At 44.5% G+C, this 21,016-nt stretch carries 17 protein-coding genes; 10 read left to right on the top strand and 7 right to left on the bottom strand.

Annotation, left to right across the window (positions count from 1 at the left end; translation table 11 throughout):
- The first annotated feature begins 69 nt into the window (after positions 1-69).
- Both L3V36_RS11650 and yjjX read left to right on the top strand, forming a co-directional pair.
- Positions 70-2,448 carry an EAL domain-containing protein gene (locus tag L3V36_RS11650; protein WP_102447143.1) on the top strand — a complete coding sequence of 793 codons (2,379 nt, stop codon included), beginning with the start codon at positions 70-72 and terminating at the stop codon, positions 2,446-2,448.
- Complete coding sequence (gene yjjX / locus L3V36_RS11645; RefSeq protein ID WP_017087561.1) at positions 2,411-2,932, top strand: inosine/xanthosine triphosphatase; 522 nt, start codon at positions 2,411-2,413, stop codon at positions 2,930-2,932. Before L3V36_RS11650 ends, yjjX begins: the two co-directional genes overlap by 38 nt.
- A gap of 124 nt (positions 2,933-3,056) precedes the next feature.
- Here the strand turns inward: yjjX and trpR are convergent, their stop codons facing one another.
- Together trpR and L3V36_RS11635 are read right to left on the bottom strand one after the other, a co-directional pair.
- Positions 3,057-3,350, bottom strand: a complete 294-nt coding sequence (gene trpR / locus L3V36_RS11640; protein ID WP_065681757.1) for a trp operon repressor — start codon at positions 3,348-3,350, stop codon at positions 3,057-3,059.
- Between the two features lie 172 nt (positions 3,351-3,522).
- On the bottom strand, positions 3,523-5,472 hold the full coding sequence (locus tag L3V36_RS11635; protein WP_102450942.1) for a transglycosylase SLT domain-containing protein: 1,950 nt from the start codon (positions 5,470-5,472) through the stop codon (positions 3,523-3,525).
- A gap of 264 nt (positions 5,473-5,736) precedes the next feature.
- Here L3V36_RS11635 and ettA point away from each other — a divergent pair, with 264 nt between their 5' ends.
- The 3 genes from ettA (at position 5,737) to L3V36_RS11620 (ending at position 8,924) form a co-directional block, all read left to right on the top strand.
- Complete coding sequence (gene ettA, locus L3V36_RS11630; protein WP_004735040.1) at positions 5,737-7,404, top strand: energy-dependent translational throttle protein EttA; 1,668 nt, start codon at positions 5,737-5,739, stop codon at positions 7,402-7,404.
- Between the two features lie 90 nt (positions 7,405-7,494).
- Positions 7,495-7,863: a PilZ domain-containing protein gene (locus L3V36_RS11625; RefSeq protein WP_102447141.1), complete on the top strand. Its 369-nt coding sequence runs from the start codon at positions 7,495-7,497 to the stop codon at positions 7,861-7,863.
- 50 nt (positions 7,864-7,913) lie between these two features.
- Positions 7,914-8,924, top strand: a complete 1,011-nt coding sequence (locus L3V36_RS11620; RefSeq protein WP_017072893.1) for a M23 family metallopeptidase — start codon at positions 7,914-7,916, stop codon at positions 8,922-8,924.
- Positions 8,925-9,067: 143 nt separating this feature from the next.
- On the opposite strand, the gene tyrA is transcribed toward L3V36_RS11620, so the two are convergent.
- From tyrA to nagZ, 3 genes are all read right to left on the bottom strand, one after another.
- Positions 9,068-10,195, bottom strand: a complete 1,128-nt coding sequence (gene tyrA / locus L3V36_RS11615; RefSeq protein WP_017072892.1) for a bifunctional chorismate mutase/prephenate dehydrogenase — start codon at positions 10,193-10,195, stop codon at positions 9,068-9,070.
- Positions 10,196-10,312: 117 nt separating this feature from the next.
- The gene (locus L3V36_RS11610) at positions 10,313-11,386 is read right to left on the bottom strand and encodes a 3-deoxy-7-phosphoheptulonate synthase (RefSeq protein ID WP_102447140.1); all 1,074 of its coding nucleotides are present in this window, start codon (positions 11,384-11,386) and stop codon (positions 10,313-10,315) included.
- A 246-nt stretch (positions 11,387-11,632) separates the two neighbouring features.
- Entirely contained in the window at positions 11,633-12,622 is a 990-nt protein-coding gene (nagZ, locus tag L3V36_RS11605; protein ID WP_102447139.1) for a beta-N-acetylhexosaminidase, read from the bottom strand.
- Positions 12,623-12,743: 121 nt separating this feature from the next.
- Here nagZ and L3V36_RS11600 point away from each other — a divergent pair, with 121 nt between their 5' ends.
- Together L3V36_RS11600 and murQ are read left to right on the top strand one after the other, a co-directional pair.
- Positions 12,744-13,859 carry an anhydro-N-acetylmuramic acid kinase gene (locus tag L3V36_RS11600; protein ID WP_208774802.1) on the top strand — a complete coding sequence of 372 codons (1,116 nt, stop codon included), beginning with the start codon at positions 12,744-12,746 and terminating at the stop codon, positions 13,857-13,859.
- Between the two features lie 45 nt (positions 13,860-13,904).
- A complete protein-coding gene (gene murQ / locus L3V36_RS11595; RefSeq protein ID WP_017077730.1) occupies positions 13,905-14,825 on the top strand; it encodes an N-acetylmuramic acid 6-phosphate etherase in 921 nt (306 codons plus the stop codon).
- Positions 14,826-14,934: 109 nt separating this feature from the next.
- Here murQ and L3V36_RS11590 read toward each other — a convergent pair whose 3' ends face one another.
- Positions 14,935-15,285 (bottom strand): DUF2799 domain-containing protein, encoded by a 351-nt coding sequence (locus tag L3V36_RS11590; RefSeq protein WP_017091341.1) that lies wholly within the window; start codon positions 15,283-15,285, stop codon positions 14,935-14,937.
- A 252-nt stretch (positions 15,286-15,537) separates the two neighbouring features.
- Here L3V36_RS11590 and L3V36_RS11585 point away from each other — a divergent pair, with 252 nt between their 5' ends.
- The 3 genes from L3V36_RS11585 to btsR all read left to right on the top strand — a co-directional run bounded on the left by L3V36_RS11585 (position 15,538) and on the right by btsR (position 19,840).
- Positions 15,538-17,034, top strand: coding sequence for a carbon starvation protein A (locus L3V36_RS11585; protein ID WP_102481730.1), 1,497 nt, complete (start codon positions 15,538-15,540; stop codon positions 17,032-17,034).
- Between the two features lie 298 nt (positions 17,035-17,332).
- Entirely contained in the window at positions 17,333-19,003 is a 1,671-nt protein-coding gene (locus tag L3V36_RS11580; protein ID WP_017091340.1) for a sensor histidine kinase, read from the top strand.
- A 105-nt stretch (positions 19,004-19,108) separates the two neighbouring features.
- Positions 19,109-19,840: a two-component system response regulator BtsR gene (gene btsR / locus L3V36_RS11575; protein ID WP_004735051.1), complete on the top strand. Its 732-nt coding sequence runs from the start codon at positions 19,109-19,111 to the stop codon at positions 19,838-19,840.
- 157 nt (positions 19,841-19,997) lie between these two features.
- Here the strand turns inward: btsR and ispH are convergent, their stop codons facing one another.
- Positions 19,998-20,954, bottom strand: a complete 957-nt coding sequence (ispH, locus tag L3V36_RS11570; RefSeq protein ID WP_029222310.1) for a 4-hydroxy-3-methylbut-2-enyl diphosphate reductase — start codon at positions 20,952-20,954, stop codon at positions 19,998-20,000.
- Positions 20,955-21,016: the final 62 nt, after the last annotated feature.

Genomic DNA, 21,016 nt, shown 5'->3' with positions numbered 1-21,016 from the left:
TTAATAGCGAGTAAGTATTAAGTAACATAAACTTACGCGCTTAAATTATAAATAGTGTTGTCATTAACTATGAAGCTAAGTACTAAAATCTTACTACTGATAACCCCTGTGATACTGATCAGTACCGCAGCTTCTAGCTATATTATTTATTCAACGCAGAAAAGCAGTTTTATCAAACGCGAAGACAACGCACTTCAGCTAAACATGGAAAAGTTGGCAGGATATTTTCGACAGTCTCGCTCGTTCCTAAATAGCTACTCTTACACCTTGACCCAAAGTGACATGGTGAAGCGTTACTTTCTCACTGAACAAAACCTATCTCGCGATCTTGAACTGGTTAGTAACCTTAGAGAAGCCATACACTTCTTGCAAGATGACGATGAAAGCTATACCGGGTTAGCGCTTCTCAATAGTCAGCGAAAATTGAGTTATTACGCTGATAATAACAGCGACTCACGCACTCAGATTGACAGCAAAATATTGGATTTTGTGGATCAGTACTATCAAGACACCTTAGCAGCATCAAGTACCAACTATATTCAAAACTCTCAAGGTGAAGGGATGTTGGTTCACTACGAGAAGGTAGACAAGAAAACGATTTTCCCAACCGCAAACAATCACCCCGACGATGTGTTCTTTGTTGTTGTGTCAGTCTCTCTCGATAAATTTAATGCGTTGAGAAAACAGATAGAGTTCGACTACCAAACCAGCTTATTCTTCACATCTATAGCGGTTTCCCTGGAAAATAATGTCACCCACTCAGTCAAGCTTGCGCCAGAACTTTACGCCACAGTTGACCCGGCGCCATTCCTATTGGAAAACAAGCTCGAATCAATTTGGAATAAGCTGAGTTTGTCCTTTGCACTATCCGCGTTTGTGACGGTTGCTCTGCTACTCATGCTTTTGTCTCGCAGTGTGATATCCCCGATAACACGACTCGACCGACAACTGCAGCAAGTCGAAAAAAAACAACGTAAGAACATTGAGCGCTTAGGCACTCGTGATGAGCTTGGCCGCCTATCACAGCGTTTTTATGATATGTACCAAGAGCTAGATAACACCTACCAACAGACCAAGCTATTGGCCGAGAATGATCAATTAACCCAAATAGCCAATAGGCATCAATTTCAAACCTTCGTTCAGCAATCATTACCCAAGCCTAGCTCGAATACCGAAACCTGGGTTCTCTACTTTGACCTAGATAACTTCAAGTTTGTGAACGACAAATATGGACATCAAATCGGCGACTCCATTCTGGTCAGTTTTGCTCAGCGTATTTCCGATATTTGTAGCCACTATAAAACAGAATTTGACGCTCATTGTATGCCCGCCCGACTTTCTGGAGACGAGTTCGTTGTGTACATTAACGCCCCTACTCGCCAAGGGAATATCGCGCATAGATTCTCTGATAGCTTACTGACGCCACTACAAAAAGGCTTTATCACAGAATCAGGGAGCTTTCCGATCACGGTCAGTATTGGTATTGCGACCTACCCCAACGATGGCCATTCCATCGAAAAGCTACTGTCGAACGCTGATACCGCGATGTACCAAGCCAAACGCGCAGGTAAAAACCAATTTGCTGACTATTCACGAGATTTAGACAAAGCGATTCAACGCCAAGCAAATATTGAGCGCGCACTCAAAGACAAGAACTTTGATGATGAATTTAGGCTCGTTTATATGCCGTACATGGATTCAACAGGAACCCATGTTATTGGTGTTGAGGTGTTATTACGTTGGAATTCGGAGCAACTAGGCTTGGTTCCACCTGATGAATTCATTCCAATTGCCGAGCAAACAGGATTATTCGATCAGGTTGATCAGTGGGTCATTCAGAATGCATTTGCTTCTTTTCATCGACTTCAGGCTCAATTTGATCACTCAATTCAGTTGTCGATTAACTTATCTTCTGCTGGGATTGAAACGACTGATCTTGCTGACTTCATCAAAGAGCACGCCGATTTAAATCGAATTCCGCCAAGTTTGATTGATTTTGAAATTACCGAAACCTTTTACTCAAACTCTGAAGGTTTTCCGCTGCTTAACGAACTGTCTGATATGGGCTATCGATTAGCCATTGATGACTTTGGATCTGGCTACACCTCCATCACTCAACTGGTGCAGTATCCAACTCAAAAAATTAAGCTCGATAAAGCCTTTTTAGACACCTTAATTGAGACCGATAATCAGAACATAGTGAAACCGGTTATCGGGTTATGTCATGCTCAGGGTAAGAAGGTCACAGCCGAGGGCATCGAAACTGAAAGCATGCATCAGTGGTTGCAAGAAGCACAGTGCGATATGCTGCAAGGCTATTACTTCGGTAAACCTATGCCATTAGAAGAACTGAGTGATTGGTACCGACAACATCAACTCAATTTAATCGATAAAAAAAAGAATCCAATACATGAAATCTGTAATCATCGCATCGCTGAACCCAGCTAAAATTAACGCCGTTAAAAGTGCATTCTTATCTGCTTTTCCTGATACTGAATTTGATTTCAAAGGCATCAGCGTCCCTAGCGGTGTCTCTGATCAACCGATGAGCAACGACGAGACCTATCAAGGTGCGGTAAATCGCGTTCACAACGCAACTCAAGCTCAACCTGATGCGGATTTTTATGTTGGATTAGAGTCTGGAATAGAAGGAAAGGTTACATTTGCTTGGATGGTCGTTGAAGCAAACGGTCAGCGCGGAGAATCTCGATCTGCAAGCTTGATGCTGCCACCCGTTGTGCTTGATAAACTCCAGCATGCGAATGAGCTAGGTGATGTGATGGATGAAGTATTCGGCACCGACAACATAAAGCAAAAAGGCGGTGCGATTGGCTTATTGACACATAACCAACTATCTCGCAGTTCTGTATATAGCCAAGCTTTAATCCTAGCGCTGATCCCATTTGTTAACCCTAAGCACTTCCCTGCTTAGTCTTGTTTAAGAAACACGATATTTCGCCTCTCTAGAGGTAATATCATTGAGCGGGATAAAAACAAAAAACGCTAACCTATGGTTAGCGTGTTTATCAAGTTCTTAAGGCTTACTGTTTAAATGCTTACTTGAGTAACAGCTCTGCAATTGCCGCTTTCTCTTGCTCAGATTTAGCCTTTAGCTCATTAGAGCCTCGCGTGATCGTAGCCACACCCACACCTAACATTTGGCTCACCTGTCTTTGTGACATTTCCCCTTTCATGAGTTCGCAAAGAATATTCACTCGAGCAACCAAAGCATCTCGCTCATCAGGTGTCATCATCATGGTCAACAACAGTTCATGCTGATCTTTCTCAGCCGCTGTTTTTACCAAATCCATTAGTTGTTGCCAATTCTCATATTCAGGTTGTGATGCCATATCTCTACACTTACTTTTAAATTTTGGCTTGAAGTAGCCGCTTAATGATTGAAAGCGTTTAACACTTTATACCGAAACACTTGCTTTGATCCAATGTAAAAAGGCAGCAAGTGGAACTGGTTCGCACTCACTGCCTTTAATATTACTCAGTTTCGGAGAAAGTACCGACCCCCTAGTATTTCGTTTCGGCCTCATGGGGCGCTAAAAACATCCCTTTCTCGCCCAAGATATCTCGATAGTAAGTCTCAAACATCAAGATATTCTGAACGTAGCCACGAGTCTCTTTGAATGGAATCATTTCGATAAAAGCAAATGCATCGAGCTTTTCATCGCTGCGTGAACGCCATTGTTTCACACGACTCGGGCCTGCATTATAAGCAGCAAATGCAAAAATACGGTTGTTATCATATTGAGCTAATAGGCCATCTAGATAGTGGCTACCAATCTCAATGTTCTTGCCGACATCATAAAGATCATCGCTGCCCTGATATTTAATCTTATGTTTGTTCGCCGTATATTGCGCCGTCTTTGGCATAATTTGCATGATGCCACGCGCGCCAACTGGAGAGCGAGCTTCTGAATCCATCGCACTCTCTTGTCTCGCTAAAGACATTAAGGTAATCGGGTCTATATCGTGCTTTTCGGCGTAGAAGTTAAACCACCACTTATGAGCAACAGGGAAGCGTAGGTCTATGTTGTCCCACATCTTCGCAGAGATGCTCGCTGTCACTGTAAAGTGGTTCCAACGCTGCGTCGCAGCATGAGCTGCGAGCATTGATTTCTGATCTTTATCAGCATTGGTTAACAACCAACGCCACTCACTCTTCGCTGCCGCAATTTTATCTCGGTCAATCAGCTCGCCGATTCGAACCAAAGAGGTCTCAAATGGCTTTACTGTTTCAGCGTTGTATTTGAGTGTCGATGTTGGGTACTGAACTGGCTTACCTAACTGCTTAGCCGCAGCTACACTGTAGAAATTACGCTGACCCAAGATATCTGACAGTCGTTTGTTACCCTTAGCAGTATCACCGAGTGCTATCTCTGCTCTACCTTGCCAATACTGCCAGCGAAGCGAAGCCTGATGCTTATCATCTAAGCGCGCAATCCACTCTTTCAAGCCAGTCCAATCGGCATGCTGAATCGCTAAGCGAGCACGTCTTTCCAACAAGACTTGCTTTGATGAACTCGCGAGCATTTTGTCTCGCCACGCCATCAACTCTTCAGAGTCGGTATTGATCAAGCGGAACGTTAAGTAATCTGCTAGCTCTTGGGATTTTTCTTTCGAAAACTTTTGAGCTTTCACAACATCATCAAAAACCTCTTGAGCGCTGCTTGCTGATTTCCTTGCGAGCTTCTCGAAACCAAATTCGGTTTGAGCTTGGTAGAATTCATTCGCTGGGTGCTTCTTAGCAAACGCGAGTACATTTTCAGGTTTGTTGTACAACGCCTTCATCTGCTTAGCTTGAGCAATTGACTCATCATGATCCAATTGCTTGATCAGATAGGTCATTAACTTGCCGTTTCGTTTATCAAACGCCAATAGCATTCGCTGTAATATCAGCTCATCCGTTCTTAAACCCGCTTCATCCCAACTTTCGAAGAGCGGATCACAGCTATCATCGACACCACTGCCACTCAACCAAAGCTGCTTCGCACCTTTGAAGGCGAGCTCTTTGTTTCCTTGCTCATAATTCGCACGGTAGTAGATACATTGATATTTTTCACCAACAGGCTCTTTGGTTTGAAACTCAAAGATCGTCTTCCACTGTTTTTGAACCGCCAATAAATCTAAATAAGGCGCACGCATACGATTCGAAAATGGTAGGGCTTTATTCTCTTCAATAAAGGCATCCACTTCAGCAGGTGTGCGATCACCTAAGCCTAATAAGAAGGCGCGATAATCAGTGTAAGGCGTTAACGGATATGTTTGAATTTTGTTACGTAGCGCAGAGTAAGCTTCTAGATCACGGTTGTCTAAAACCTCTTGCGCTCTGTCATAAACATCACGCTGCATTTCAAGCTCGGAGGCATTGCTAGCCATAGCCATCGGAGCCAGTGAAAATGAAGACAAAATTGCCGATGCAGCCACAGCAATTTTCGTATTACCAATGCGGAAAAACATTCGCTCTTTCCTTAGTGCGTGTATGAATACGTGAAGTCTATTTACGCCCGACATCACATCAAATGTAAAGAGATTGAGTGTAAATATTATTAATATTTAACACTTCGCCTCAGAAGCTTATTAAATATAGTTTTAATGACCAATGTGACAATAATAGGTAAGGATTAGTTCAAGAATGGCTTTTCTGTCCTAGGAGTAACATCTTTGGGGATATTGGTATAAAATAGACGACAATTTTGAACAATAAATTAGGATCGATCGGCAATGGCTGAATACGTATATACCATGTCTCGGGTGAGCAAAACTGTTCCACCTAAGCGTCAAATTCTTAAAGACATTTCTCTTAGCTTTTTTCCTGGCGCTAAAATCGGTGTTTTGGGTCTAAATGGTTCAGGTAAATCTACCCTACTACGTATCATGGCTGGTATTGATACTGATATTGATGGTGAAGCTCGTGCACAACAAGGTCTTAAAGTCGGTTACCTACCGCAAGAGCCTGTACTAGACGAATCAAAAACAGTGCGTGAAATCGTAGAAGAAGCGGTTTCTGATGTTGCAGACGCACTTAAACGTATCGATGCAGTATATGCAGCTTACGCTGAACCAGATGCAGATTTCGATGCGCTTGCTAAAGAACAAGGCGAGCTTGAAGCACTGATCCAAGCGAAAGACGGCCACAACCTAGAGACAGCTCTAGAGCGCGCAGCTGACGCACTTCGTCTTCCTGAGTGGGATGCGAAAATCGAACTCCTATCCGGTGGTGAACGTCGTCGTGTTGCGATCTGTCGTCTACTTCTAGAGAAGCCAGACATGCTGCTTCTTGATGAACCAACTAACCACTTGGATGCAGAATCAGTTGCTTGGCTTGAGCACTTCCTTGTTGATTACAGCGGTACTGTTGTGGCAATTACCCACGACCGTTACTTCCTAGACAACGCTGCTGGCTGGATTCTAGAACTTGACCGTGGTGAAGGTATTCCATGGGAAGGTAACTACACATCTTGGCTAGAACAGAAAGATGAGCGTCTGAAACAAGAAAAATCAGGCGAAAGCGCACGTCAAAAGACAATCGAGAAAGAACTTGAGTGGGTTCGTCAAAACCCTAAAGGTCGTCAGGCTAAGTCTAAAGCTCGTATGGCTCGTTTTGAAGAACTCACAACTGGCCAATACCAGAAGCGTAACGAAACCAACGAACTGTTCATCCCGCCAGGTGAGCGTTTAGGTGACAAGGTACTTGAAGTTAAGAACCTAACGAAGTCATTTGGTGATCGCGTTCTTATCGATGACCTATCATTCAGCATGCCTAAAGGCGCTATTGTGGGTATCGTAGGTGCCAACGGTGCAGGTAAATCAACACTATTCAAGATGCTAAGCGGCGCAGAACAGCCAGATTCAGGTTCAGTTGAATTAGGCGAAACGGTTAAGCTTGCTTCTGTTGATCAGTTCCGTGACAGCATGGACGACACCAAAACAGTATTCCAAGAGATCTCTGAAGGCGCTGATATCATTAAGATCAACAACTTCGAAATCCCTGCACGTGCTTACTGTTCTCGTTTCAACTTCAAAGGCAACGACCAACAGAAAATCATCGGTCAGCTTTCTGGTGGTGAACGTAACCGTGTTCACCTTGCGAAACTGCTGAAAGCGGGCGGCAACGTACTGCTACTCGATGAACCAACCAATGACCTTGATGTCGAAACTCTACGTGCACTTGAAGAAGCGCTGCTTGAGTTCCCTGGCTGTGCAATGGTTATCTCGCATGACCGTTGGTTCCTTGACCGTATTGCGACCCATATCTTAGACTACCGTGATGAAGGTCAAGTTAACTTCTACGAAGGTAACTATACTGAATACACAGAGTGGCTGAAAAAGACTCTGGGCGCACAAGCGGCTGAACCGCACCGTATCAAGTACAAGCGTATTGCTAAGTAAATTAGCTTGTATTTTGAACAAAGGCCGCGATAATAGCGGCCTTTGATATATCTGGCTTACTATTTACCTATTGATATAGAGAAATTACCTATGCTTGAAAGACGTCAATTTTCACGAGTTATTTATCAAGTCCCGACTGAGATCTCACAAGGACAAGTAAATGTATCAGGCTCGGTGCAAGACTTATCTCTTCATGGTTTACTCATTCAGTGTGATAAATGGCAGCAACTCAGCCACGATGCTCCTGTTCAAGTCAGCTTTAAGCTCACCAACAGTGATATCAATATTCAGTTAGAAGCAACGATAGTCTCTACCATCAATACCTCAATGCGTTTACGCATAGAGCATTTAGATATTGATAGTATTAGCCACCTTAAGCGCCTTGTTGAGCTTAATGTCGGCGACGATGAACTGCTTTTCAGAGAGATTGAACACCTTACCGATTTGGGTAAGGAATAATATCTCCATTACCCTTTTTTCTATTCGAAGCATTTAGTTAATACAGAACCATGTCTAAAAAAATTTCCATTACTATTCCCTCTAACCAAGGGGAACAGACGTTTTACTTCGGCCGAAAAGCCGTGCTCATGTGCACCACTGCCATTTTTTCAGTGCCACTTTTAATTGGCGGAGCTGCATACATGCACTTCGAAGGTAAACAAGAGCTCGCGATGCAAGCAGGCGATGCACAACAGTTGATTGAAACGCTGATTGTTGAAAAAGAGCAAACCGAGTTTCTTTACGCTGAGCAGGTAGAAACCAATCACTCGTTATCGCAAACACTGACAGAAAAAGAAGGCACCATTCAACTGCTTGGTAAGCGTGTATTTGATGTGGAATCCGTGCTGGGTCTTGCTGATGAAGAACTGCTTACCGATGATATCTCTTTAGAAGATCGCATTGATGCTGCGGCGGTAGATTCAGCAGTAAGAGCGACGATGTTCCGTTTGATTCCAAACGACAGTCCTATGGCTTATCAACGTATCTCTTCTTCTTATGGTAGCCGCACTAACCCTATTTCAGGTAAACGCCATGTACATACTGGTATCGATCTAACGTGTAAGCGTGGTGAAGATATTGTAGCGCCCGCAGATGGAGTCATTGAAACGGTACGCCCAAGTAAAAAAGGCTTCGGTAACTTTATTACTATGCGTCACTCGTTTGGTTTCATGAGTTCTTACGCGCACCTACAAAAATTCAAAGTTCGCAGCGGTCAGTTTGTGAGTAAAGGTGATGTGATTGCAAGCTGTGGTAACTCAGGTAACTCAACCGGGCCACACTTGCATTATGAAGTACGCTTCCTTGGTCGTTCACTGAACCCTCAATACTTGATGGATTGGACACCTGAGAACTTCAACTACGTGTTCGAAAAAGAGAAAAAGGTTAAGTGGGGCCCACTGGTTCAATTGATTGATAATGTGGTTCGCTTGCAGATCAATCTGACGAATGTGCCTTACATTAGCTCGACCATCGACACGGTATCGAGTGAAGAGAGCAAAAAACCTATCACGACTAACTAGTTGTTAATAGATAAGATCTGTTAGTTTGGCCTATGATGATCTAATTGCTATTAGCCTACTGTAGGCCAAATGTTTTCATAGCGTTCAGCACAAACAAAAAGAGCGACCAGATGGTCGCTCTTTTTTATGATTTCAAATCAGTATTAGCCACGATGAATCGAGTCATGCGCTTGCTTTAAAAGATTTTGGCTCTCTTGCAAGAACTGCTGCGAGTAGTCGCCAAACCAATCACTGACTTGATTAAAGCTATCAACGAATTTGGCTTTATCTTTCCCATCCAAGATTTCTAATGCTTCACCGAAACGACTATGGAAACGTCGAATCATCTCAATATTCTCATCCGAAGAAAGAATGATATCACCGTATAAGTTCGGGTCTTGAGCAAACAGACGGCCAACCATCGCAATCTCCAGTCGGTAGATTGGCGAACTTAGCTTCAGAAGCTGATCAATGTTTGGATTCTCTTTACTCAGGTGCAAGCCGTAAGCAAAAGAGGTGAAGTGACGAAGTGCTTGAATTAAAGTCATGCCATGATCGTGTTCCGCAGCATCCATCTGGCAAAGGCTCGCGCCCCAAATACCAAATTGATTCAGCAACCATTGGTAGCTTTCAGAACCACGTCCATCACTGTAAACAATCACTTGCTTCGCAAGGCTTGGAACATCAGGACCAAACATTGGGTGTAACCCAACCACTGGGCCTTGGTGCATGTTCATCATTGCTTGTAGAGGCTTTGATTTAATCGACGTCAAATCACAAAGAATACAATCGCTTGGTAGGTTACCCAGCTTCGCAATCACACCTTCTGTCAGGTGAATTGGAACCGTTACAACTACAAGGCCAGCATTATCTAAGATCTCATCGGCTTTATCCCAATCTTGGCTGCCAAGGATTTTCACTTCGTAGCCAGAAAGCTTGAACATACGTCCAAACAGACCACCAAGCTGGCCATTACCACCAACGATAACCACTGAACGCAACTCTGGGTTAAGGCACTTAAAACCAGAATCTTTCTCACTGGCATAAGACTCACGCATAGTACGACGCAAAATATCTTCGATTAACTGTGGCGGAACCCCTATTTTCTCGGCTTCTTGACGACGAGATGCCAACATCGCAGCTTCGCGCTCTGGTACATAAATAGGTAAACCATGTTCACTTTTTACTTCTCCGACTTTCTCTACTAGAGCCAGTCGTTGAGCCAGTAAATCCAACATTTGTTTATCGACAGCATCGATTTGGTCGCGTAATTCGTTCAGTTCAACGGCCATTTTATTCCTTACTAATCTATAAGCCCGTGCTAATCTAAAAGCCCGCACTGATGCAGGTTCGTTAGCAACAGATCTTAAAATGCCCCATTAGATGAGGCACTTAAATTTAAACTCTGACTAACCTTTCAGGCGGTTCTCTAAGAACGGGACTAACTCCGTATGTGCATGTTTCAATAGTGCCTCAGTTGACTCCCAATTGATACACGCGTCGGTAATAGATACACCGTATTTCATCTCATTGAGAGGTATATCTGAAGATTGGTTTCCTTCGTTAATATGGCTCTCAATCATCAGGCCGATAATCGACTTATTACCTTCACGAATCTGATGGATGACATCTTCAGCCACCAGCGGTTGGCGACGGAAATCTTTACGAGAGTTCGCATGGCTACAGTCAACCATTAGTGCCGCCTCTAAGCCAGACTTACCCAGCTCTTGCTCACATTCGTGTACAGATACTGAATCGTAGTTTGTCTGCTTACCGCCACGTAAAATTACGTGACCATTTGGGTTACCTTGCGTCGTTAGTAGTGCAACTTGACCCTCACGGCTGATACCCATGAAACGGTGGCTAGAAGAAGCCGCCTGCATTGCATTGATTGCAGTACCTAGATTGCCGTCTGTACCATTCTTAAAGCCGATTGGCATTGAAAGGCCACTCGCCATTTCGCGGTGGGTTTGTGATTCAGTCGTACGTGCGCCGATTGCTGCCCAGCTGAATGTATCTGCTAGGTATTGCGGGCTGATTGGATCTAGCGCTTCTGTCGCTAGTGGAATTTCCATCTCAGCGAGTTCAACAAGTAGCTCACGACCAACATGCAGACCATGCTCAATATCGAACGTACCATCTAGATGTGGGTCATTGATCAAGCCTTTCCAACCAACAGTGGTACGAGGCTTCTCAAAGTAAACACGCATTACAATATACAGTTGGTCGCTAAGCTGCTCAGATAAATCTTTTAAGCGTTTCGCGTACTCTTTTGCAGCTTCAATATCATGGATAGAACATGGGCCACATACTACAAGCATGCGATGATCTTTCTTATGAATGATATTTGCTATAGTTTCACGAGACTCTTGAATGAAACGACGAGCATTATCACTCAAAGGCAGTTTTGCTTTTAACTCCTCTGGAGTAATCAGTACCTGTTCGTCGATGATATTGACATTGCTTAATTCACTTTTCTGCATAACTCAACCTGTATATTTATTTTTACACCCAACATTTCCATTTGGGCTAACAATCTTTAAAAACACAATAACAGCTACAAAAACGATTGCAAGTGTAAACAATAAAAAACATTTACTGTAAATTAAAATTTACACACCCTCTTTAATTCACTCTGATACACAAACCAGTTTAAACCGCGCCCCACACATACAAAAAAGGCGATATTTCTCATATCGCCTTCTTCAAACTTATAGAGTGTTTATTTATCACCCAGCGTTTAACATTCGCTTAATTTGCTCTGAGGCCTTTTTCCATCGACTATCCGAGTGAAGCGTCGATAAATCAAAGCTGTGCTTTTTAAGCAATGAATTGGCTAAAGGCACCTCTTGAATCGCTAAGTGATCAAGAGCCTCAATTTGTGCATCTCGCTTATTACACATCAGCACCATGTCACACCCTGCATTCAGAGCAGCCTTCGCTCTATCGGCTGGCCCACCCATAATCGCAGCACCTTCCATAGTTAGGTCATCAGAGAACACCAAGCCTTTAAATCCAAGCTGTTGCTTCAATACTTTCTGTAACCAATACTCAGAGCCACTCGCTGGCTGATCATCATAGTGCGAAAAAACCACGTGCGCAGGCATCATCGCATCTAATATTCCAGCTTCAATTTGAGCCTTGAAGATGGCCATGTCGGTTTCAAAGATGTCGTCTCTAGGATCGTAAGGCGTTTCAAGGTGCGAATCAGCAATCACACCGCCGTGTCCTGGGAAGTGCTTGCCTGTTGTCGCCATTCCAACCGATTTCATGCCCTTAATAAAAGCACTACTGTGGCGAACGATGGTATCAATATCTTCACCAAACGCCCGGCTACCAATCGCTTTACAGTCGTGACCTTTATCTAATACAGGCGCAAAGCTCAGATCGATATCATGGGCAATCAATTCCGCCGCCATCAACCAACCGGCTTGTTCTGCTAACTGCTCACCATTATTCTTAGTCGCGAATTCTTGAGCGGCAGGGATAATTGAAAATCCATCGCGGAAGCGCTGAACTCGGCCACCTTCTTGGTCAACACCAATCAAAAGAGGACGTTTCGCTACCTTGCGGATCTCTTTGTTTAACGCCGAAAGCTGTTTGCTATCGTGGTAGTTTCGAGCAAATAAGATGAGACCACCAACAGTTGGATGATCTAAAATTTCTCTGTCTTCAGCTGTTAGCTCATAGCCCGCAACATCTACCCACAACGGTCCCATATTTATCCCTTATTAAACCTAATTTCATAAACTTCCCGAGATTATTCTCTTTAAATTTGCTTTACAATGTTTTTAAACCAATCTGTGGAAGACTTTAAGAATGCAGGGCAAGAGCTTAGGAATGGATCATAAAGAACTGTATATCGGTGTGATGTCGGGAACGAGTATGGACGGCGTTGATACGGCCTTAGTTTCGATAGAAGACACTGGTATCACATTACTCGCTCATGATGAGTTCCCTATGCCAGAGGATATCAAAGCCCGTCTGCTTGAGGTTTGTATTGGTCAGAAAACGGATTTGATTGCCATTGGTGAACTCGACCACCAGCTTGGTCATCTATTTGCTGATGCGGTTCTGCAACTTCTCGACAAATCAGGTACACCTGCATCCTCTGTGACTGCGATAGGTAATCATGGCCAAACGGTATTCCACCAGCCAACGGGTGATTCACCATTTACCATGCAGTTGGGTGATGCCAATATCATTGCCGCTAAAACACAGATTCAAACAGTCGCTGATTTTCGACGTAAAGACATGGCGCTTGGCGGGCAAGGTGCGCCATTAGTGCCAGCGTTTCACCATACGATCTTTCACCCGCAAGACAGCTCGGTTGTGGTGTTGAATATTGGTGGTATCTCGAACATTTCGGTATTGCGCCCTAATCATCCTACGCTTGGCTATGATACTGGCCCGGGCAATATGTTAATGGACGCTTGGGTAGATAAACACACGGGTGAGAAGTTTGACCGTGATGCACTGTTCGCGCTAACAGGCCAACTGAATCAAGCCTTTCTCGAACAGCTTCTAAGTGAATCTTACCTATCTCAAATACCACCGAAAAGCACTGGCAGAGAGCTGTTTAATCTACCGTGGCTAGAGCAACAATTAACAGAATTTAAAGACCTTGCAGCGGAAGATGTTCAGCACACACTTTGTGAATACACCGCATTGACGATAGCCAATGAAGTAGAGGCTTATCGCTTGGGTAACCAACCTGCGCTGTACGTATGTGGTGGCGGGACGAGAAACCCATTGTTGATGAAAAGGTTGGCAGAACTGCTTCCGAGTTGGGACGTTGATTCAACGACCAGTAAAGGCGTTGATGCCGACTACATGGAAGCGATGGCCTTTGCGTGGCTTGCCCAACGTCATGTTCATCAACTGCCAAGCAATTTACCAGAAGTGACTGGCGCAAGCAGAGCGGCCTCTCTAGGCGTTCTCTATCGTGCTGTCTAAACAATTTTAGAACCATCATTTTAGAATTATCATTTAAGGATCATTATGAGTAACGACGCTCTCATATCAGCACTCTCGCACCTCGTTTCGGAGGGGAGAAACCCTGACACTATGGATATTGATCTGCTCACCTCTCTCGAAGTGGTTGAAAAGATTAACCAACAAGATAAACAAGTGCCTTTAGCGATCGAAGCGGAACTGCCACAGATCGCGAAAGCGGTTGATAAGATCGCTCATGCCTTTCAAAACGGTGGCCGACTGATTTATATGGGTGCAGGTACCAGTGGTCGATTAGGTGTGTTAGATGCCTCAGAATGCCCACCGACTTTTGGCGTTTCAGACAAGATGGTTATCGGTCTCATCGCTGGCGGGCCCGAAGCGATTTTAAAAGCCAAAGAAGGCGCTGAAGACTCGCTGACTCTCGGTATTGAAGATCTGAATGCAATTCAGTTTTCAGAAAATGATGTCGTGGTAGGCATCGCGGCTAGTGGCCGCACACCTTACGTAATTGGTGCACTCAACTACGCCAATCAGATTGGCGCGGTGACGGTTGCGCTGTCTTGTAACCCTGGCTCTCCGATTGCTGAGATTGCTCAAATCGCGATAAGCCCAGTGGTTGGCCCAGAAGCCTTAACCGGTTCCACACGCCTCAAATCAGGTACCGCGCAAAAATTGGTGCTCAACATGCTGACCACTGCCAGCATGATTCGTATTGGTAAGAGCTACCAGAACTTGATGGTCGACGTAAAAGCGACCAATGAAAAATTGGTTGCCCGCGCAGCTCGTATCGTAATCCAAGCAACGGAGTGTGACAAAGCCCTTGCAGTTTCGACACTTAAAACCACCGATTATGATGTGAAGCTATCTATTTTGATGATTCTAACAGGGCTAGATTTAGAACTGGCCAAGGCTCAACTTGATCAACAAAATGGCTTCTTGAGAAAAGCAGTCGAGAATAATCAGTAATCTCAGTTTGGTTTGTCGCATCTCATTTAGACAGCTACTTTAACGACATACAAAAAGACCAGTACACATGCGGCACTGGTCTTTTTATTTTCTAATCGCTAATTTGAGCTTAGTAGTCGTTAGAAAACTCATCCCAGCCGCGCTGCCATTCCATACGGAAACGTTGAGCGTCTTCCGTACCTGAACAAACGCCTTCATAAACCTGGCCAGATAAGCCAATTTGATAAGCATGGTTTGGGTTGCAGTATTCAGCAACACCTAGATAGTATCCTTTGCTGTAGCTTGATTGGTCTACCGTTCCAAGCTTAGTCATCTCTTGGTAAGAACGTTGAGTGTTACCTTTGATACCGTCACGATAGCCAATCTCTTGCCAATTGCCTTCGGCCGCTAAATCTTGAACATTGGCGCTGCATCCTGCAAGGCTAAATGCCACGGCGAATAGTGCTATTATTTTTTTCATTTCAATCCTTTATATTGTTACTTCACCACTTCCTGACGAAGCGCTGCCTTTGTGGCGATTCTCCGCTGAACACGTACTGATGTCCACTCATTGTATGTTGTTGTCCTCTCAAGTAAGAGAGCAAACCGCTCAATCAGTTATAACACCACTTAATTAGCTATTCGACCACTCACTCTGATAGCGGAAGTTTCTTCTCATACACTCCTTTAATATACACCCTGACTTAATTAATACATTCAGGGATAACAAATTATGATGTGGTTTCTTACCTGTGTTGCAGCACTCATTGGTGGCTACTTTATTTACGGTGCCTTTATCGAGAAGATTTTCGGTATCAATGAAAAGCGTCAAACACCCGCTCACACCAAGCAAGACGGCGTGGACTTCGTTCCAATGTCGACGCCAAAGGTTTACCTAGTTCAACTGCTTAACATTGCAGGTGTAGGTCCAATCTTCGGCCCTATCATGGGTGCCCTTTACGGCCCAGCAGCAATGCTTTGGATCGTGCTAGGTTGTATCTTCGCAGGTGCCGTACACGACTACTTCTCAGGTATGTTATCTATCCGCAATGGTGGCGCTTCGGTTCCAACCATCACTGGACGTTACCTAGGCAATGGCGCAAAACACTTTATGAACATCTTTGCCATTGTTCTACTGCTTCTTGTTGGTGTGGTATTCGTTTCTGCTCCAGCAGGCATGATCACTAACCTAGTGAACGACCAAACTGATTTCGTAATGTCTACGAGCACCATGGTTGTCATCATCTTTGCTTACTACATCATCGCAACGATTGTCCCTGTCGATAAAATCATTGGTCGCTTCTACCCACTGTTCGGTGCACTGCTTATCTTTATGTCTGTTGGCCTAATCACTGCGATTGGTCTGTCTGACGAGCACCAAATCATGGGTGGCTTCGAGATGAAAGACATGTTCACTAACATGAACCCTAACGATCTACCGCTTTGGCCTGCTCTATTTATCACCATCGCTTGTGGTGCTATCTCTGGCTTCCACGCAACTCAGTCTCCACTAATGGCGCGTTGCATGGAAAACGAGAAAAACGGCCGCTTCGTATTCTACGGTGCAATGATTGGTGAAGGCATCATCGCTCTAATCTGGTGTGCGCTTGCTCTGTCATTCTTCGGTTCAGTTGAATCTCTATCTGACGCGATTGCAAACGGCGGCCCTGGTAACGTGGTATACAGCGCTTCATTTGGCCTACTGGGTGTATTTGGCGGTATCCTTGCTTTCCTTGGCGTGGTTATCCTACCTATCACTTCTGGTGACACAGCGTTCCGTTCAAGCCGTCTTATCCTTGCTGAATACTTCAACATGGAACAGAAAACACTGCGTAACCGACTACTAATGGCTCTACCGCTATTCGTTCTTGGTGGCATCCTGACTCAAGTAGATTTCGGTATCATCTGGCGCTACTTCGGTTTTGCTAACCAATCAACAGCAGTCATGATGCTGTGGACAGCTTCAGCTTACCTACTTCGTCACAACAAACTGCACTGGGTAACAACGGTTCCAGCTATCTTCATGACGTCTGTGTGCATCACATTCATCTTGAACAATAGCCAGCTGGGCTTCGGTCTACCAATGCAGCTTTCAACCATCATCGGTGTGGTGAGTGCATTCGGTGTTGCGGCTTACGTTATCAAAATTTCAAAAGGCAAAGGCGATATCGACCTTGCTGATGAAGAAGAAGAAGAAAAAGAAGCAAAAGGCGTCACCAAAACCGCCTAGTTCTTTCAGACTCTTGAGAACAAGAGACACGTCTTCATAGAGAGACAAAAGAACAAGCCAAACACACTTCGCTTGCTCCCGTAATCACCCAGTGATTCGTGGAAATTAAGACTAAAGCCCGTCCTCTGTGATGGGCTTTACTGTATCTCAGCATTGGTACATCAACATTAGTACATCAATATTGGTATCTCCGCCTGAAAAGCAATCGCAACTCGATATAACCAATGAAAACACAAGCAAAGCTACCGTTACTACGCAATGAGCTTTACACTTAACCAGCGTCTCAATAGGTGAAAATATGGAACTCATTCTCTCTCTGCTGCAACAAACCTGTGTCTACTTAGTGATTGCTTACATGCTCAGCAAGACTCCACTGATTCTTCCTTTGTTGAGCATCTCTTCACGCTTAAGTCATAAGATAAGCTGCTACGTTCTGTTTTCCCTGTTCTGTATTATGGGCACCTATTTTGGACTGCAGATTAATGACGCGATCGCCAACACTCGTGCGATGGGTGCCGTTATGGGTGGCCTATTTGGTGGTCCGGTTGTCGGCTTTGCGGTCGGTTTTACTGGCGGAATCCATCGTTACTCTTTGGGTGGATTCACCGATCTAGCTTGCGCGATTTCAACAACAGCAGAAGGCTTGATTGGCGGCCTATTACACGTTTACCTAGTGAGAAAGAACAAAGCCAGCCAGCTGTTTAATCCATTGGTGGTTTTCTCGGTAACCCTGTTTGCAGAGATTATTCAGATGCTAATTCTGTTAGCGGTCGCGAAACCATTCGAGCAGTCCTATGCTCTGGTTTCTGATATTGCCGCGCCAATGATCATTGCTAACTCGGTCGGTGCGGCGCTGTTCATGAGCATCATCCAAGATCGGAAAACCATCTTCGAGAAGTATTCGGCAACTTTCTCACGCCGCGCATTAACCATCGCCGAGCGTTCAGTGGGTATTTTGCATGGAGGATTCAATTCGGATAACGCGCAAAAAATAGTGCGGATCATTTACGAAGAGACCAACGTTGGTGCGGTGGCGATCACCGACCGAGAAAAAATCCTCGCGTTCATCGGCATTGGTGATGAACACCATATTCCGAACACCCCTATTTCATCGCAGAGCACGCTCACTTCGATGGAACAGAACGACATCATCTACCTTGATGGCAAAGAGAATCCATACCAATGCTCCCTTTCGCAGGATTGTAAGTTAGGCTCCGCGCTAATTATCCCGTTAAGAGCAGGAAACGAAGTCATCGGAACCATCAAACTGTATGAGCCAAAGCTGAAACTATTCTCGACCATCAATATGTCGATGGGTGAAGGTATCGCTCAGCTCTTATCGAGCCAGATCCTGTTTAGTAATTATCAACAACAGCAAACGCTGCTCACCCAAGCGGAAATCAAACTGTTGCATGCACAGGTGAACCCACACTTCTTGTTTAATGCACTTAACACCATCAGTGCCGTTACACGTCGTGACCCTGATAAAGCACGTGAGCTCATTCAACATCTGTCTCACTTCTTTAGAAGTAACCTGAAGCAGAACATCAACACTGTAAAACTCAAAGACGAACTGGCACACGTTAATGCGTATCTAACCATAGAGAAGGCACGCTTTACCGATCGATTAGAAGTGGAATGGGATATTGACCCACAACTGTATGAGTCGCAACTGCCAAGCTTTACCCTACAACCGCTAGTCGAAAATGCCATCAAACATGGGATTTCTAACATGCTGGAAGGTGGCAAAGTGAAGATCTATAGCGAGGCTTTCAAGGGTGGGGTCAAGTTGACCGTTGAAGACAACGCGGGCAATTATCAAAAGCCATCGAAAGATCATGTTGGACTAGGCATGGAAATTGTTGATAAACGACTCACTAATTTCTTTGGACAAGATTCAGCACTAAAAATAGAATCTCAACCACAGCAATTTACTCGAATGAGCTTTATCATACCTATACTAAAATAATGGTATTTTCGGAGACAAATAGCTCCGAGTTGAAACATTTAGAAGCAGATATTTAAAAGATAAGCGTGAACCAAGCAGGGATAGAACCAAGATGAAGATTGTAGGATGTTAAAGGCATTAGTTGTCGATGATGAGCTTTTTGCTCGCGAAGAGCTGATTGAACTGCTGACCGAAACCGGAGAAGTGGAAATCATTGGCCAAGCGAGTAACGCGATCGAAGGACTGAAACAGATCAATCTACTCAAGCCTGATGTGGTGTATTTGGATATCCAAATGCCGCAGGTTACCGGAATTGAACTGTTAAGCATGCTTGATCCAGACACCATGCCTTACGTGGTATTCGTCACTGCCTACGACCAATATGCGATTCAAGCCTTTGAAGATAACGCTTTTGACTACCTACTTAAGCCAGTTGAACCTTGTCGATTAAACAAGAGTGTTTGTCGTCTGAATAAGGTCATCAAGCAGAACCATAAAGCGCCGGAGCAAGACATCTCTGCCATTGCTCCATGCCGTTTAGAGCAGATCCCGTGTATCGGCCACAACCGCATTGTGATCATGGCAAGCCAAACGGTCGAGTGCGCTTATTCAGATATCAGTGGTGTGCATGTTCGTAGCTCCTCACAAACGGCGACCTCACAGTTAACGCTAAAGATCTTGGAAGAAAAAACCGATTTGATCCGTTGTCATCGACAGTATTTGATCAACATAAAATCGATCCAAGAGATCAAACTGTTAGAAAATGGATTAGCGGAGATCATCACTCTGACTGGCTTTGAAGTGCCTGTCAGCCGCCGCTACCTCAAGACACTGAAAGAGCTACTCGGTCTCCAGTAACCTGTTAGAAATTCGACGCCTTGTTCCAAAGCACGATCAAAAAAGCCAACGCATCAACGTTGGCTTCCTGCTGTTTACAAATCAATAGTGTTTACAAATCGATAGTGTTTGCGAATCAATAGAGTTACGAATCGATCTTGTCACAAATCAATAGCGATTAGTCGACTTGCTTAATCTGCAGCTCTTTTGGTACTTCGAAGAACATGTTCTCTTCACGACCTTGAATCTCTTCAACCTCGGTAGCACCCAGCTCACGAATACGATCTAAGATTTGGTTTACCAACTCTTCAGGAGCAGAAGCACCGGCTGTTACACCGATTTTCTTTTTCCCTTCAACCCATTCAGTTTGAATGTCTTCAGGGCAATCGGTTAGATAACCTGGCGTGCCTAGCTTTTCAGCCAGCTCTTTCAAACGTGTTGAGTTCGATGAGTTCTTAGAACCAACAACTATCACGACATCAACATCACCGGCCATCTCACGAATTGCGTCTTGACGGTTTTGAGTCGCGTAGCAGATGTCGTCTTTACGTGGGCCTTGGATCTCAGGGAACACTCGACGCAGCTCTTCAATCACATCCGCCGTTTCATCAACTGACAAAGTGGTTTGGCTAACATAATGCAGGTTACTTGGATCATTCACCACGAGGTTCTGTACATCCTCTGGTTTCTCAACCAAGTACATACCACCAGTTTGGCTAGCGTACTGACCCATGGTGCCTTCAACCTCAGGGTGACCCGCGTGACCAATCAGTACCACTTCCATATGTTTGCGGCTCGCACGAGCAACTTCCATATGGACTTTGGTTACCAAAGGACACGTTGCATCAAATACCGTGAGTTCGCGCTCTTTCGCTTCTTTACGAACAGCTTGAGAAACACCGTGAGCAGAGAAGATCACGATGTTATCGTCTGGCACTTCACTTAACTCTTCGACAAAAATAGCACCACGTTGCTTTAGCCCTTCAACAACAAAGCGGTTGTGTACCACTTCATGACGAACATAGATCGGTGGCTGGTACATTTCGAGTGCACGCTCAACAATACTGATCGCACGATCGACACCGGCACAAAAGCCACGAGGGTTAGCTAACATTATTTTCATTTCATTGCTCATCATTTACCGCGGTACTAAGGTTGTTTCTATAGAGTTCGCTGTCAGCGAGGTTCGCATTCTAC

The organism is Vibrio sp. G-C-1, from assembly GCF_021728015.1.
GTDB classification, from domain to species: Bacteria; Pseudomonadota; Gammaproteobacteria; order Enterobacterales; family Vibrionaceae; genus Vibrio; species Vibrio splendidus.
Note: the sequence above shows the minus strand (reverse complement) of the source record. Positions and strands in the feature narration are given on the sequence as shown.